General features: G+C 66.4%; 14 protein-coding genes. 4 read left to right on the top strand and 10 right to left on the bottom strand.

From position 1 onward, the window contains the following. The first annotated feature begins 83 nt into the window (after nt 1-83). From phnC to KUV62_RS19785, 4 genes are read left to right on the top strand one after another with little or no spacing between them, the layout of a single operon-like run. Nucleotides 84-857 (top strand): phosphonate ABC transporter ATP-binding protein, encoded by a 774-nt coding sequence (gene phnC / locus KUV62_RS19800; protein ID WP_222605467.1) that lies wholly within the window; start codon nt 84-86, stop codon nt 855-857. Then, nucleotides 854-1,660: a phosphonate ABC transporter, permease protein PhnE gene (phnE, locus tag KUV62_RS19795; RefSeq protein ID WP_222605466.1), complete on the top strand. Its 807-nt coding sequence runs from the start codon at nt 854-856 to the stop codon at nt 1,658-1,660. Before phnC ends, phnE (KUV62_RS19795) begins: the two co-directional genes overlap by 4 nt. After that, entirely contained in the window at nt 1,657-2,487 is an 831-nt protein-coding gene (gene phnE, locus KUV62_RS19790) for a phosphonate ABC transporter, permease protein PhnE (protein ID WP_222605465.1), read from the top strand. Before phnE (KUV62_RS19795) ends, phnE (KUV62_RS19790) begins: the two co-directional genes overlap by 4 nt. Nucleotides 2,488-2,495: 8 nt before the next feature. After that, nucleotides 2,496-3,392 carry an HAD-IIA family hydrolase gene (locus KUV62_RS19785; RefSeq protein WP_222605464.1) on the top strand — a complete coding sequence of 299 codons (897 nt, stop codon included), beginning with the start codon at nt 2,496-2,498 and terminating at the stop codon, nt 3,390-3,392. Nucleotides 3,393-3,982: 590 nt separating this feature from the next. Here KUV62_RS19785 and KUV62_RS19780 read toward each other — a convergent pair. The 10 genes from KUV62_RS19780 to KUV62_RS19735 all read right to left on the bottom strand — a co-directional run bounded on the left by KUV62_RS19780 (nt 3,983) and on the right by KUV62_RS19735 (nt 14,116). Beyond that, nucleotides 3,983-4,951: a dipeptidase gene (locus tag KUV62_RS19780; RefSeq protein WP_222605463.1), complete on the bottom strand. Its 969-nt coding sequence runs from the start codon at nt 4,949-4,951 to the stop codon at nt 3,983-3,985. Nucleotides 4,952-4,966: 15 nt separating this feature from the next. Then, a complete protein-coding gene (locus tag KUV62_RS19775) occupies nt 4,967-5,686 on the bottom strand; it encodes an ABC transporter ATP-binding protein (RefSeq protein ID WP_222605462.1) in 720 nt (239 codons plus the stop codon). After that, nucleotides 5,673-6,437: an ABC transporter ATP-binding protein gene (locus KUV62_RS19770; protein ID WP_222605461.1), complete on the bottom strand. Its 765-nt coding sequence runs from the start codon at nt 6,435-6,437 to the stop codon at nt 5,673-5,675. The genes KUV62_RS19775 and KUV62_RS19770 overlap by 14 nt, the downstream gene beginning before the upstream one ends. Then, nucleotides 6,434-7,417 carry a branched-chain amino acid ABC transporter permease gene (locus KUV62_RS19765; protein WP_222605460.1) on the bottom strand — a complete coding sequence of 328 codons (984 nt, stop codon included), beginning with the start codon at nt 7,415-7,417 and terminating at the stop codon, nt 6,434-6,436. Before KUV62_RS19765 ends, KUV62_RS19770 begins: the two co-directional genes overlap by 4 nt. 4 nt (nt 7,418-7,421) lie before the next feature. Further along, entirely contained in the window at nt 7,422-8,291 is an 870-nt protein-coding gene (locus KUV62_RS19760) for a branched-chain amino acid ABC transporter permease (RefSeq protein WP_222605459.1), read from the bottom strand. Between the two features lie 61 nt (nt 8,292-8,352). Continuing rightward, nucleotides 8,353-9,531 (bottom strand): ABC transporter substrate-binding protein, encoded by a 1,179-nt coding sequence (locus KUV62_RS19755; protein WP_222605458.1) that lies wholly within the window; start codon nt 9,529-9,531, stop codon nt 8,353-8,355. A 103-nt stretch (nt 9,532-9,634) separates the two neighbouring features. After that, nucleotides 9,635-10,255 carry a TetR/AcrR family transcriptional regulator gene (locus KUV62_RS19750; RefSeq protein ID WP_222605457.1) on the bottom strand — a complete coding sequence of 207 codons (621 nt, stop codon included), beginning with the start codon at nt 10,253-10,255 and terminating at the stop codon, nt 9,635-9,637. A 674-nt stretch (nt 10,256-10,929) separates the two neighbouring features. Then, a complete protein-coding gene (locus tag KUV62_RS19745; protein WP_222605456.1) occupies nt 10,930-11,655 on the bottom strand; it encodes an SDR family oxidoreductase in 726 nt (241 codons plus the stop codon). Between the two features lie 27 nt (nt 11,656-11,682). Beyond that, on the bottom strand, nt 11,683-13,311 hold the full coding sequence (locus KUV62_RS19740) for an FGGY-family carbohydrate kinase (RefSeq protein ID WP_222605455.1): 1,629 nt from the start codon (nt 13,309-13,311) through the stop codon (nt 11,683-11,685). 73 nt (nt 13,312-13,384) lie between these two features. Beyond that, nucleotides 13,385-14,116: an SDR family oxidoreductase gene (locus KUV62_RS19735; protein ID WP_222605454.1), complete on the bottom strand. Its 732-nt coding sequence runs from the start codon at nt 14,114-14,116 to the stop codon at nt 13,385-13,387. Nucleotides 14,117-14,164: the final 48 nt, after the last annotated feature.

The following is a 14,164-nucleotide window of genomic DNA, read 5'->3' as shown; positions in this document are numbered from 1 at the left end:
GTGCGCCCGCGCGCGCCGGGCACATTGCGCCGCCCTACCAACCATGGTCAGGGCGCCGGCCGCGCCATCCCCAAGAGGCCCCCATGCTGAAGATCACCAACCTGACCAAGCGCTACGGCACCGGCGATCCGGTGCTGAAGGAGCTGAACCTGACCGTCGAGGGCGAACAACTCACCTCCGTGATCGGCTCCTCCGGCGCAGGCAAATCCACATTGCTGCGCTGCATCAATCGCCTTGTGGAGCCGACCTCCGGCTCGATCGTGCTCAATGGCACCGAATTCACCAGCCTGTCCCGCCGCGAGCTGCGCACGGCGCGCCGCCGCATCGGCATGGTTTTCCAGAGCTTCAACCTCATCGACCGGCTGACCGTGATGGAGAACGTGCAGGCCGGACGTCTGGGCTACATCTCGACATGGGCCGCGCTGACACGTCGCTACCCCAAGGACGATATCCGTCGTGCGTTCGAGCTGATGGAGCGTGTGGGCATCGCCCACTACGCCGACAAGCGCGCCGACGAGCTCTCAGGCGGCGAGCGTCAGCGCGTCGGTGTGGTCCGCGCGCTAATGCAGCGACCCGAAATCCTGCTGGCCGATGAGCCCACCGCCTCGCTCGACCCCAAGACCTCGGAGCAGATCATGTCGCTCCTGCGCGACCTTGCAAACGAGCTGAACCTGCCCGTCATCATCAACATCCACAACGTGACCGAGGCCAAGGAATTTTCGGACCGTATCGTCGGCATGCGCTATGGCCGGATTATCTTTGATGACAAGCCCGCCGCCCTGACACGCGCAGAGATGGACCAGATCTACGCGGGCGTCCCTGCACAGGACCGCGCCGAAGCGGGGGCCGCCGCATGAGCGCGACGTCCGACGCCCGTCCCGACAGCTGGCGCAAACCGCCCTTCATAACCAACCCCGTCCTGCGCTACGCGCTCTATCTCGGGGTGGTCGTCTACATCGTGTTCACACTCGCTACGCTCCCAATCGACTGGGACCGCGTCTCCGACGGGCTCAACAGGGCGCAACGCATCTTCAGCGGGGCCTTCCCGCCCAGCTTCGACCGCGCCGGCCTGCTCTTTGACGGTTTCATGGAAAGCCTCAAGATCGCGATCATCGCCACCGTGGGTGGCATCATCCTTTCCGTCCCGCTTGCCTTCATGGCCGCGGGCAACATCGCGCCCAAACCGATTTACCTGCTGGGTCGCGCGATCATTATCATTGCCCGCAGCTTCCACCCGGTCATCGTCGCCATCATCTTCGTCAAGGCCGTAGGCTTCGGCCCCTTCGCGGGCGCTCTGACACTGGTCGTCTATTCCGTTGGGTTCGTGGCCAAGCTGCTGGCCGAGCGCATCGAGGAAATCGACTTCGGACAGGTGGAGGCCATGCGCTCCGCCGGAGCCGGTTTTCTCACGACCCAGGTCTACGCCGTCCTGCCGCAGGTCATGCCGCGCCTCGTGGGTCTCGGGATTTACCAGCTCGACAGCAATCTGCGGGCCTCCGCCGTGGTCGGCATCGTCGGCGCGGGCGGCATCGGTGCGACGCTGGCCAATGCGTTCGGCCGATACGACTACGATTTCGCCCTTGCCATCACCATGGTCATCGTCGGCGTGATCCTCGTGTCAGAGGCCGTCAGTGGAGTCATCCGAAAGCGTATCACATGAACACTCTCTACGAACCCCGCCCCCTCTCCGAAGCGCTCAGCGGTCGCGACGACTGGTCCCGCTTCACGCCGAAACAGCGCCTGATCCGCTACGCGGGCTATGCTGGCGCCGCCGCGGTGCTGGCCTGGGCACTGGGAAGCATCGATGTGATCTGGGCCTGGGTCTGGGACAGCCCGGCGCAGATGGCCGACCTCTTCGGCCGCATGATGCCGCCCGATCCGTCCAACCTGCCCTCCATCCTCGAAGCGATCTGGCAGACCGTGAACATTGCCACGCTGGCCACCATGATCGCAGTTGTCGTCTCCCTGCCCGTCGCCTACATCGCCGCACAGAACACCACGCCCAATCGAGCCTGTTTATGGCTCGGTCGCTTCATCCTCGTATCGTCGCGGTCCGTGAACACGATCATCTGGGCGCTGCTTTTCGTGGCGATCTTCGGCCCTGGTATCGTGGCGGGCATCGTGGCGATCATGTTCCGCTCCATCGGTTTCCTTGGCAAGCTGCTGGGCGAGGCCATCGAGGAGATCGACCGCAAGCCGGTCGAGGCACTCGAAGCCTGCGGTGCGTCCCGGTTCAAGATCGTGCTCTACGCCATCGTGCCGCAGGTCATGCCCGCCTTCTTCGCCGTGTCGATCCTGCGCTGGGACATCAACCTCCGTGAGAGCACCGTGCTGGGGCTGGTCGGCGCAGGCGGCATCGGCATGATCCTGCAAGGGGCGATCGACACCTTCAACTGGCCCGAGGTCGCCATGGTGCTGCTGACGATCCTTGCGCTGGTCATCTTCGGCGAGATGGTGTCCTCCTTCCTGCGACGCAAGATCCTGTAGGGCGAACCATGATCACGACCGAGGCAGCATTTGCCCGTTACGAGCGCCTGCGGCCCACACTGCCGCAGGCGCAATTCCCCGAGACGTCGCGGATGGGCCGGACGCTCGAAGACACTATGGACGACTACGACGCCTATATCCTCGATGCGTTCGGCGTGCTGAACCGGGGCGAGACGCCGATCCCCGGCGCTGTCGCGCGCATCGAGCAACTGCGCGCCGCCGGGAAGCGGCTCATCGTCCTGACCAATGCGGCAAGCTACACGCGGTCGGGGGTGCTGGCGAAATACCATCGTATGGGGTTCGACTTCACGCGCGATGAGGTGGTCTCGAGCCGGGACGTGGCCTTCGCGCATCTTCCCGAAGTCCACGGTGTCTGGGCCGCGATCACATCGGACGATGACGATCTCTCCGACGCGCCCGTCGGCCATTACATCGCCGCTCTCCATGAGCAACCGGAGCTTATGATCACCGCAGCGGCCTTTCTGTTCCTGTCGACGGCACGGTGGAGCGACGCGGATAACGCGCGGCTGGAACGCGCGCTTCAGTTCCAGCCGCGCCCCGTCATCGTCGCCAATCCGGATCTGGTGGCACCGCGCGATCACGGCCTGTCGCTGGAGCCCGGCTGGTACGCGCAAGACATCGCGAAAAGAACCGGAGCGACCCTGCCCATGTTTGGCAAGCCTTTCCGCAACGCATTCGACGAGGCGCTGCGACGGCTTCCCGACCTCACGCCTGAGCGCATCGCCATGGTCGGTGATACGCTGCATACGGATGTCCTCGGCGGAGCAGCCGCGGGCCTCGGCACCATCCTGATCCGGGAGCACGGCCTGTTCCGCGGGCTTTCACTGGCTCCGTTCATTGAATCGAGCGGTATCCGGCCTGCTTGGCTCATTCAAAGCACCTGAGCACATTGCACGAGCATGCCGTCCCGTGCCGGCGGGACCGGCCGGGGTCAGGTCGCACGCAAGGTCCATCCACCACCGATCACAGAAGAGGCAACGATGCGCCCCCTGCTCCTCGCGTGCCGCGATCCAGATAGCACTCGCCGCCGCGTTCGATCCATCTCTGCGCGCATCCGCCCCCGATGTGCCGCAGGTGATGCCTCATGCAGATCCGAGCGAAAAGATGCTGCCAGCTTCCCTCCCCCATCGCGGCAAACCAGCTTTCGCGCAGTCCGACCGCCGGCCTAAAATGCGCACGGACTACTCATATATCGTGGTCTTGCGTGTTCTGACCCGCATTGAGGTGCTCTTAAGCCCAAAGCCCGAGCGCACACGGAACGAACGTCTGTCGAGTTCGAGCGGCAGCAGGGACTGAGGCCAGAAGGCGTCCAGTAAACGCGGGTCCATGCAGGCTTCTCACGCCTTCCAGCCATTCCGCCCTCCTCCTGCTCGCCGAGATCCTATCGAATTTCGGCCTTCGTGGCTGGACCACTTCGATGGGTCCGGTGCAGGCCCTGAACCGAGACGCCGGAGGCTGGCCCCGGCGCCGGAGATCACCAGACGCGGTCGAGCAGGGAGAGCCAGTTCTCGCCCATCACGCGGCGGATCTTGGTCTCGGACCAGCCGGCGCGCTGCATGGCGGCGGTGAGGTTCGGGAAATCGGCAATCGAGCCGAGCCCGTCGGGGAACTCGACCTCCCAGATCTCGGTGAGCTGGCGGGCATAACCCTTGTCGCGGTTGAGATACTCGAAGAACTTCGCGCCGTAACCCATGGTGAAATCGGTGCCGAAGCCCACGCGTTCCTCGCCCACGAGGTTCACGATGTAGTCGATCGCGGCGACGTAGTCGTCGACCGTCGCACCGTTGCCGGCGGCGAGGAAGGGCGGGAACATGGTCACGCCGACGAAGCCGTCATGCTCGGCGATGAAGCGGAGCTGCTCGTCGCTCTTGTTGCGCGGGTGCGCCTTGAGCCCGGCGGGCAGGCAGTGCGAATAGGCCACCGGCTTCTTCGAGGCAAGGATCACCTCCTGCGAGGTCTTGGGGCCCACGTGACTCAGGTCGCAGAGCATCCCCACCCGGTTCATCTCGGTCACCACCTCGTGGCCGAAATCCGACAGCCCGCTATCGGTGGTCTCGTAGCAGCCCGAACCCACGAGGTTCTGGGTGTTGTAGGTCATCTGGACGATGCCGACGCCCTGCTCCTTGAAGAGCTCGATGAACTCGAGCCGGTCCTCGAAGGCCGAGGTGTTCTGGAAGCCGAGCACGATCCCGGTCTTGCCTGCGACCTTGGCGGCGCGGATGTCGGCGACGGTCTTCGCCTTCACGATGAGATCGGCGTTCTCGCGGAACTGGGTGTTCCATTCCCCGATCGCCGACATGGTGTCGCGGAAATTCTCCCAGACCGAGCAGGTGCAGTTGGCAGCGGTGAGCCCGCCCGCGGCCATCGCCTCGAAGACCGGGCGGCCCCAGTCTGAGATGATGAGCCCGTCGAAGACGATGAGATCGTCGTGCAGCGTGGTCATGTGGTGGTCCTTCGGTCAGAGATAGATGTTGCGCACGATGGCGTCGTGATCGCCCGCCATCGCGCGGACGTCGCCGCCGTCCACCACCTCGCCGTCCCTCAGGACGATGAAGCGGTCGGCGGCGCGGAAGGCGAGGTTGAGGTTCTGCTCGACCATCAGCATGGTCACGCCGTCCTCTTTCAGCGTGTCGATGATGCGGGCAATCTCTTCGCAGAACTGCGGCGAGAGCCCGCCCGAGGGCTCGTCGAGCAGCAGCAGCCGTGGCCGGGACATCAGCGCGCGGCCGATGGCGACCATCTGCTGCTCGCCGCCCGAGAGCGTCCGGGTCGCCTGCTTTCGGCGCTCCTTGAGGCGCGGGAAGCGGTCGTAGATATGGGCCAGCGTCTGCGCCAGCTCCTTGCCGCCCCGGCGCATGGCGCCGAGCCGCAGGTTGTCCTCGACGGTAAGGTCGGGAAAGAGATCCCGCGCCTGGCTCACCTGCGCGATGCCGAGGGCGAAGATCCGGTGCGGCGGCAGCCCCGCGGTCTCCTGACCGTCGAAGAGCACCGAGCCGGCGCTTGGCCGGACAAAGCCGCAGATCGCGTTCATCGAGGTCGACTTGCCCGAGCCGTTGGCCCCGAGCAGGGTCAGGCATTCACCCGGCACCACGTCGTAGGAGGCGCCGCGCAGGATCGGCTTCTTGCCGTACCCCACGTGCAGGTCGCGGATTTTCAGGAGCGGTTCAGGAGTGTCCAAGGTAAGCCTCCAGCACGGCGCGGTCTTCGCGGATTTCCTCTGGCGTGCCCTCGGCGATGCGCGCGCCCGCGGCCATCACCAGGATCCGGTCGGCGGCGGCCATCACCAGCTCGACCGCATGTTCGATCAGCAGGATGCCGACGCCCTTCTCCCCGGCGAGACGGTGGATGATCTCCATCATCTGCGCGCGGGCCACCGGCGACAGCCCCACCGCGGGCTCGTCGAGCAGCAGCACCGGCGGGTCGGAGGCGACGGTGCGCACGATCTCGACGATGCGTTGCTGCCCGCCCGAGAGGTCGCCGGCCCGGGTGTCGGCCATGTGGTCCATCGACATGAGCTTCAGCAGCTCGCGGGCGCGGTGGATGTTGTCGGCCTCGGATTTCAGCGCCTTCGAGCGCCCGAGCAGGATGTCGAGGAACGAGCCTTGGGTCTGCGCGTGCAGCCCGGTCAGCACGTTCTCGAGCACGGTCAGCGCCGGGAACAGCCCGCCGTTCTGGAAGGTGCGGCGGATGCCCTGCTCGGCGATCTCGTGCGGGGTGAGCCGGGTCAGCTCCTGCCCGCGCAGGTGCACGGTGCCCGCGGTCGGCGTGACATAGCCCGAGATCGCGTTGAACAGGGTTGACTTGCCGGCGCCGTTCGGCCCGATCACCGCGCGGACGTTGCCATCCTCGAGGGTGAAGGACACGTCATCGAGCGCGGTCAGCCCCGAGAAGCGGACCGAGAGGCCCTCGACTGTCAGAAGCGTGCTCATGGGGCCTCCCGGTAGAAACGTTCGACGAAGATGGGCGAGACCCGGCGCAGCAGGCTCGCGAGGCCCATGGGCATGGCAACCAGCACGCCCGCGACGATCAGGCCGAAGAACAGCTCTTCCATGCCGGGAAAGGCGCGCAGGTATTCCGGCAGCGCGGTCAGCAGCACCGCGCCGAGCACGGCGCCGAGCACCGAGCCCAGCCCGCCCACCAGCACCATCGCGAAGGAGGCGATGAGATGCAGCATGCCGAAGCTCTCCGGAAAGACGTGTCCGACATGGCGGGCAAAGAGCGCCCCGGCGCAGCCCACCACGAAGCCCGACCACATGAAGGTCGCGAGGATCACCCGCGCGGTGGGAATGGCGAGCGAGGCGGTGGCGATCTCGTTCTCGCGCACCGCCATCACGGCGCGGCCGAAATGCGAGCGCATCAGGTTCAGCGTGGCCTTCACCAGCAGAACGGTCACCGCGAGGAAGATGTAGAACTTGAGCGTGTCGTCGGTGAGCGAGATGCCCAGCAGCGTCTCGCGGGGCATCGGCATGCCGTCGGTGCCGCCGGTCAGCGGCTTGGCGTGCAGGTAGGCCCAACGCATCAGCTCGCCGAAGGCCAGGGTGATGATCGCCAGGTAATAGGTGCGGATGCCGCGCAGCGCCGCAGCAGAGGCGAGGAAGCCCCCCAGAGCGCCGAAGGCCCCGGCGAGCGGAATGGTCAGCAGCCACGGCACGCCGAGCTTGGCGGCAAGGATCGCCGAGCTGTAGGCGCCGATCCCGAAGAAGGCGGTGTTGGCGAAGGCGAGCTGGCCGAGATTGCCGATGGTCAGGGTGAAACCGAGCGTCACCAGCACCGAGACCAGCATGCCGTTGGCAATGAACTGGGTGTAGGGGTTGGTGGCGAGCGGCAGCAGGAGCAGCACGGCGGGCACGGCCCAGAACAGCAGCGTGCGCATCTTGCGCTGGCGGGCGGAGGGCATGATCTGGCTCATCGGATCACACCTTCACCACGGCCTTGCGGCCGAAGAGCCCCTGCGGCCTGATGAACAGCACCGCCACGATCACCACGTAGGCGGTGATCTCGATCAGCGCCGTGTCGAGATAGGCGCCGGCATATTGCTCGGCGATGCCCAGCAGCACCCCGCCCAGCACCGCGCCGCCCAGCGAGCCGAAGCCGCCCAGGGTCATCGCCGCGAAGCCCTTGATCAGGAACGACGCCCCGAGGTCGGGATGCAGCAGCGAGACCGGCGCCACGAGGATGCCGCCAAGCGCGCCAAGCGCCGCGCCGACCCCCCAGGAGAAATCGTTGAACCGGTCGACATTGAGGCCGATGAGCCGCGCGCCGCGTGGGCTCTGGTAGACCGCCTGCACCATCTTGCCGAGGTCGGTCAGGGCCATCAGCCCGAAGAACAGCAGCAGCAGCACAAGCACTGTGCCGATGATGAACACCGCGTCGCCGGTGATCACGAGGTCGCCGACGAAGATCGGGTCCATGTCGAAGACCGGCGGCATCGGCAGCACCTCGCGGCCCCAGACCATGCGCGCGATGCCGCGCAGAAGGTAACCCGCCGCGATACACATCAGCGCCAGCCCGATATGCGGGCCGCCGCGGATCGGACGGATCAGGCCGCGGTTGAACATCACCCCCAGCACGAACATCGCGATCATCGCCAGCGCCGCGGCGGGGAGGAAGGCCACGCCCGCCAGCACCACCAGCACGTAGGACAGGAAGGCCCCTGCCATGACGAAATCGCCATGTCCGAAATTCACCACCGTGGTCGAGCGGTAGACCACCGTCAGCGACAGCGCGATGAGCGCATAGATCATGCCTTGGGAGAGACCTCCCAAAGTCAGCTGCATCAGCATGTTGTCTGCTCCTTGAAAAGACCGGGCGCGATCGCGGCCGCGCCCGGCAGTCGGGGAGGTGTCAGTAGGGCTGGCCCCAGGCCTTCAGCACGGTCGGCTCGCCATCGACGAAGCCCGCCACAGCCGAGCCCTTGACGCCCTGGTGGTCGTCGGCGGTCCAGCTGATCGGGTCCGACAGGATCCCGGTGTCGAAGTCGCGCACCTCTTCCAGCGCCGCCATCAGCTTGGAGCGGGTGAGCTCGGGGCCCACCGCTTCCAGCGCCGAGACCAGCGCCTCGGCGGAGCCGATCGAGACGAAGGAGAAGGTCGAGAGCTCTTCGTCCGGGTAGTACTTGTGGATCATCTCGCCCCACGGCTGCATCAGCGGGCCGTCGAGATTGTCGACGTAGGAGTGGATCACGTAGTAGTTCTTCACCGTGTCGAAATCGCCGGTGCGCTTGAGCGTGTTCTCGAGGTCGGTGCCCGCCGTGCCCATGACCGGGATGTCACCCATGCCGTATTTCTTCAGGTCCCGCAGGAAGATGGCGGTCTCGGCCTCGTAGAGCGCCGCGATGATGAAATCGGGCTTCTCCTGCCGCAGCTTCAACACCTGGGCGGTGGCGTCGGTCTGGCCGCGCTCCATGGTCAGCTCGAGCGAGGGGGCGACGCCGTTCTCTTCAAGGTATTCGCGTGCCGGGTTCGAGTAGGAATGCGCCCAGTCGTTCGAGTGCTCGATGATCGCCACGTTGCTGGTGTCGGGCTTCGAGAGCACGAAGGCGGCCATGGCGCGCCCGTTGGCGCCGCCGGTGGGCACGCCGTGGAAGATGTTCGCGGCCAGCGGATCGGAGATCGAGTCGCTCACCGCATGGGCGACGATCCACGGCAGGCCCGCCTCCTCGATGGTCGGCCGCAGCGCCAGGGCCACGCCCGAGCAGGAGTTGCCCTGCAGCATGAAGACCTCGTCCTGCGAGATCAGCTTCTTGGCGGCGGCGAGCCCCTTGGCGCTGTCGCAGGCGGTGTCTTCCTGCACCGCCACGAGCTTGCGCCCGTGCACGCCGCCCTCTTCGTTGACCTTGTCGTAATAGGCCATCATGCCGATCAGCGCCTTGCTGTAGGACGAGGCGTTGCCCGAGAACGGCCCCATCACGCCGATGGTGATGGCATCGTCGGACAGGCCCTCGGTTTCCCACTCCGCGTCCTGCGCAAGGAGCGGGCTTGCCGCGAGGCCGGCCGCGGCCAGTAGGGAGATGTACTTCTTCATCGTGGTCTCCTGTTGGATCTCAGTTGGGGTGGTGCGATCTGACGCCGCATTGGGGCAGGATATGCCCGTATAAATAAAACCGACTGGCTTGTTTGTTTTTGTCTCAGCCGTTTTCCGCCGGTCGGACGTGCACCGCGATCACCGCCTTCAGCGCCGCGAGCATCTCGAGGAAATAGGCTTCGTCCCGGCGCAGAACCGCCTGCACCGCCATGCCGCGGAAGACGTTCATCGCGAGGTTCAGCGCGACCCGCGACGACACCACGGCGGGATCGACCGCCACGAAGGTGCGCGACCACGTGGCCTCGAAGCGCTCGTGCAGGTCGAGGATCAGAGGCGCGAGCTGGCGACGCAGCTCGTCATCGCCGCGGGCGGCAACGATGATCTCGAGCGAGGAATAGAACCAGTCGCCGTTCACAACGCCGTCCCAGATCGCATCGAAGAAGGCATCATAGCTCAGCCGCCCGGCCCGCAGCTCGCCGGCGAGGGTTTCGAGGCCGGTGGCGAAATTCGCGAACATCTCTTCGGTGGCCGCGACAATGAGGTCCATCTTGCCGGGATAATGATGGGTCTGCGCCCCGCGCGAGACCCCTGCCCGCTTCGCGATCCCTGCGGTGCTGGTGTTGGCATAGCCAACCTCCATCAGCGACTGGATCGTCGCATCGAGCAACAGCCTCCGGGTCTTGGCGCTGCGCTGATCCTGGGTTCTGCGTGTGGTCACGGTCATGTTGCCTCCATATACAAACAGGTCGGTTTGTTTTTATGATTCTGTCAAGTGTGGCGTACGCTCTCCTGCAAGGGAAGACCGTCAGCCCCCCGGCATGCCCAAGAAAACGGCACCGGACACGGAAATCCCTGACGATCCGGCGTGTGACCCGCGTCAACACCCTGCGCCGGCCGAACGCAGCGGCACCCATGCCCAGCTATCGCCTCGGCCCCTGCCGGCAGCTTCCATCGGCTCGTGATCCGGAACATCGTGCAGCGTCTCGAAGCCGAAGGCCACGAGACGCCGATCGGTGCTCAGCTAGGCATAAGGCACCCCGCAACGGCGGCTGCGGGGATCTGACCCCATCAGTCCGGATCCGTGCAGCCGCCCGGTCAGCTGGCGGCAATTCCCCTCGCCGAAAATCTCTTGCAGCGAAATTGCCAAGCTCTTCTCACCGGGGAGAACCAAGACCAAGCGCGCCGCATCAGGCTGTCATGTCTGCAGCATAGCCCTGCCGGCGGTCAAAAGCGTCCGCGGGGGCCGTTCGCACTGAGCTGGCGGAGGGCTGACAAAGTCGCCGACCAAACACGACAGTGATCTCAGCTGACCCCGCCAAGAGGCCCGAGCACCACGATTTGGCGGATCTCGGCCATGTCGGCGATGCCCGCAAAGACCGTCACGCTCTCCCTCAGCGATCAGACCGCGAGGAAGCCGCCATCAACAGGCACCACCGCGCCGGTCATCATCTTCGCGTCGTCCGAGAGCATCATGGCGATCGTCTCGGCCACCTCGTCTGCCTCGGCGAACCGCGCCATCGGGTGGCGCACCATCATCGGCTGCGACTTGACCGGATCGGACCAGGCTTCGGCCGCAAGCTCGGTGAGGGTGATCGTGGGCGCGACGCAATTGACCCGAATGCCATGCGGACCGAACTCCTTGGCCATGACCCGGCTCGCGCCTTCCAGCCCCGCTTTGGAGGCGGCGTAGCAGAGATGTTCGGCAAAGCCGCGATGCCCCGCGATCGAGGTGATGTTGACGATGGCCCCTCCGCCGCCCGCGTCGACCCGCTTGCGGGCGAACTCCTGGCAGGTGATCAGCGCGGCGCGCAGGTTGATCCCCATGACCGCCTCGTAGCCCGCCTCGGTCATCTCGAAACTCGACTCGAGTACGTTGATGCCCGCGCTGTTGATCAGCAGCTCCGCAGGTCCGGCCTGGGCCATCGCGGCGCGCGTCGCGGCGGCATCGCCGAGGTCGGCCTGCACGGTGGCGCAGCCGATCTCGGACGCGAGGCTGTCGAGGTCGGCCTGGGTGCGGGTGATCGCAACGACATCGGCGCCACGTGCGGCCATGACACGCGCGCAGGCGTGCCCGATGCCCTTGCCCGCGCCAGTGATGATGACGGTCTTGCCAGTGAAATCCATCGCGGTTCTGTCCTTGTGTTTGCGTCTCTATTCGGTGAGCGCCGCCATCCGCGCGCGGCTCTCCCGCGCGAGCGTCTGGAAGGCGAGGAACGTGTCGTAGCGCGCGCCGTGCAGCGTTGCGGTCCGCCCTCCCGAGGGGGTGGAGCGGGTCGCGACGCGCGACATGGCGGTCATGGCGGTGGGCAGGTCGTCAAAGCCGCCGGCGGCCACGGCACCCAGCATTGCCGAGCCCAGCAGAACCGGCTCCGTGCAGGCGATGATCTCAACCACGCGGCCGGTCGCATCGGCCAGCATCTGCCGCGTGAGCGCATGCGCCCCGGCACCGCCCGAGACCGAGATCGTCAGCGTCGGCGCGCCGTTGGCGTCCTGCGTCTCGATGATCTGCCGCAGCCCGTAGCACAGCCCGCACAGCCCCGCGACATAGAGCGCCACGAGCGCGTCAACGCCCTGCTCCATGCCCTGCCCCACGATGATCGCGCGCGCCTCGGGGTCGGCAAACGGCGCGCGGTTGCCGAGAAACTCGGGCACAACGTGCAGATCGTCAGCCAAGCGCAGCGCGCCCCCTGCGTCGCCACCAAGCGCCAGCGCGCGGTCGGCGAGAAAGGTCATCAGCCCCTTGCCCTCGGCGCGCGCCATCCGATCTGCATCGGCATGGGCGGGATGCAGCGTCACGAGATGCGCGAGCGCGGCCCCGGCGGCACTTTGCCCGCCTTCGTTGAGCCACATGCCCGGGACCATCGCGGAATAATAGGGCCCCCAGACCCCGGGCACGAAGGCCGGCTCGGCGGTCGTGGTCATGGTGCAGGACGAGGTGCCGAAGACGTAGCCGAGGCATGCTGTCGCCTCGCCTCCCCCGCCCTCGGCGGCGACCGTGGCGATGCCGCCCGCGTGCGCATCTATCAGCCCCGCCGCCACGGAGGTGCCGGGCCGCAGCCCCATCTGCCGAGCCGCTGCCCCGGTCAGCCCCTGCCCGAGCGCCGTGCCGGGGGTCACCACCGACGCCCCGATCCGGGCAAAGCCCTGCTCTGCGAGATCGCCAAGCCCGATGGCATGAAAATAGGCGGGGTCGAAGCGCCCCTCGTGGGCCAGGTAGGTCCATTTGCAGGTCAGCGTGCAGGACGAGCGGTCAAGCGCTCCGCTGGCTTTCCAGGTCAGGAAATCGGTCAGGTCGAAGAACTGCTCCGCCGCCGCGTAGGTCTCGGGCCTGGTCTCCTTGAGCCACAGCAGCTTCGGTGTCTGCATCTCGGGCGAAATCCGCCCGCCGACATATTTCAGGACGCCGTGGGAGCCCGCGTTGATGCGCGCCGCCTGATCCGTCGCGCGATGGTCCATCCAGACGATGATATCGCGTTCGGGCGCGGCGTCGTCGCTGACCGGCAGCCCCCCCTCCGGCCCCATCACAACCAGCGAACAGGTGGCGTCGAAGCCGATGCCCTTCACCCGCGCCGCGTCGAAACCCGCGGCTGCCTCCTGCACCGAGGCGCAGACCGCGTCCCAGACCTGCGCCGAGCTCTGCTCGACGAGGCCGGCGTCGTCGCGGTGCATGGCGATTTCGCGCTTGGCGGTGGCCAGAAGCGCGCCGTCGCGGTCGAAGACGCCCGCCCGTGCCGAGCCAGTGCCCACATCGACGCCGATGAAGAGATCCGTCATGGTCATTCCTTCCCTTCCGGTGCCCGGTGAAGAGCTGATGCGGCGGCCCCCATGGGAGGACGGGCGCCGCCGCGCTTGCTCACATCCGCTCGAAGGCCGACGGCATCACGATCAGGTCGCGCACCGTCACCTGCCGCTTGCGGGTGAGCATGTATTCCAGCGCGTCGGCGACCTCCTCCGGGTCCATGAGCGCGCCGGCTTCCTTGGCCTTGCGCAGGTTTTCTTCCGGCCAGTCGGCCAGCAGCGCCGAGACCACGGGCCCGGGCGAGACCTGCGCCACCTTCACGCCGTAGGGGATCATCTGCCGGCGAACGCCCTGCATGAAGCTGGTGATTGCCCATTTCGAGGCGGAATAGACCGGCTCCCAGTAGGCCGGGTAATGCCCGGCGATGGAGTTCGTCACCACGATGTCGCCGGTCCGGCGCTCCATCATGTGGGGCAGCACGGCGTGAATGTTCTTCATCACCGCGTTGACGTTGAGGTTCAGCATCCGGTCGATGGTGGCCGGATCGCTCTCCCACAGGTCACCGCCGATATAGCTGCCCGCGTTGCAGTAGAGGATGTCGATCTGCCCGGTCTTGGCGAGGATCTCGGGGACCATGGCGTCGCAGCTCTGCGGGTCCAGGAGGTCTGTCACCTGCGCCACGGCCTTGTCGCCGTATCGGGCGGTCAGCTCGGCGAGGGCCGCCTCGTTGCGGTCGGTCATGACCACGGTGCAGCCGTTCTGCAGCAGCATCTCGGTGGCGGCAAGGCCGATGCCCGAGGCCGCGCCGGTGACGACGGCGACCTTGCCGTTCAGCTTCTCAGACATGTCTGTCTCTCCTTGGTAGGTGCGGGGACGGCGGAGGTGAGGGCCCTG

The sequence above is a fragment of the Salipiger bermudensis genome (assembly GCF_019801965.1).
Classification (GTDB): Bacteria; Pseudomonadota; Alphaproteobacteria; order Rhodobacterales; family Rhodobacteraceae; genus Salipiger; species Salipiger bermudensis_A.
This window is presented reverse-complemented; position numbering and strand designations above follow the sequence as displayed.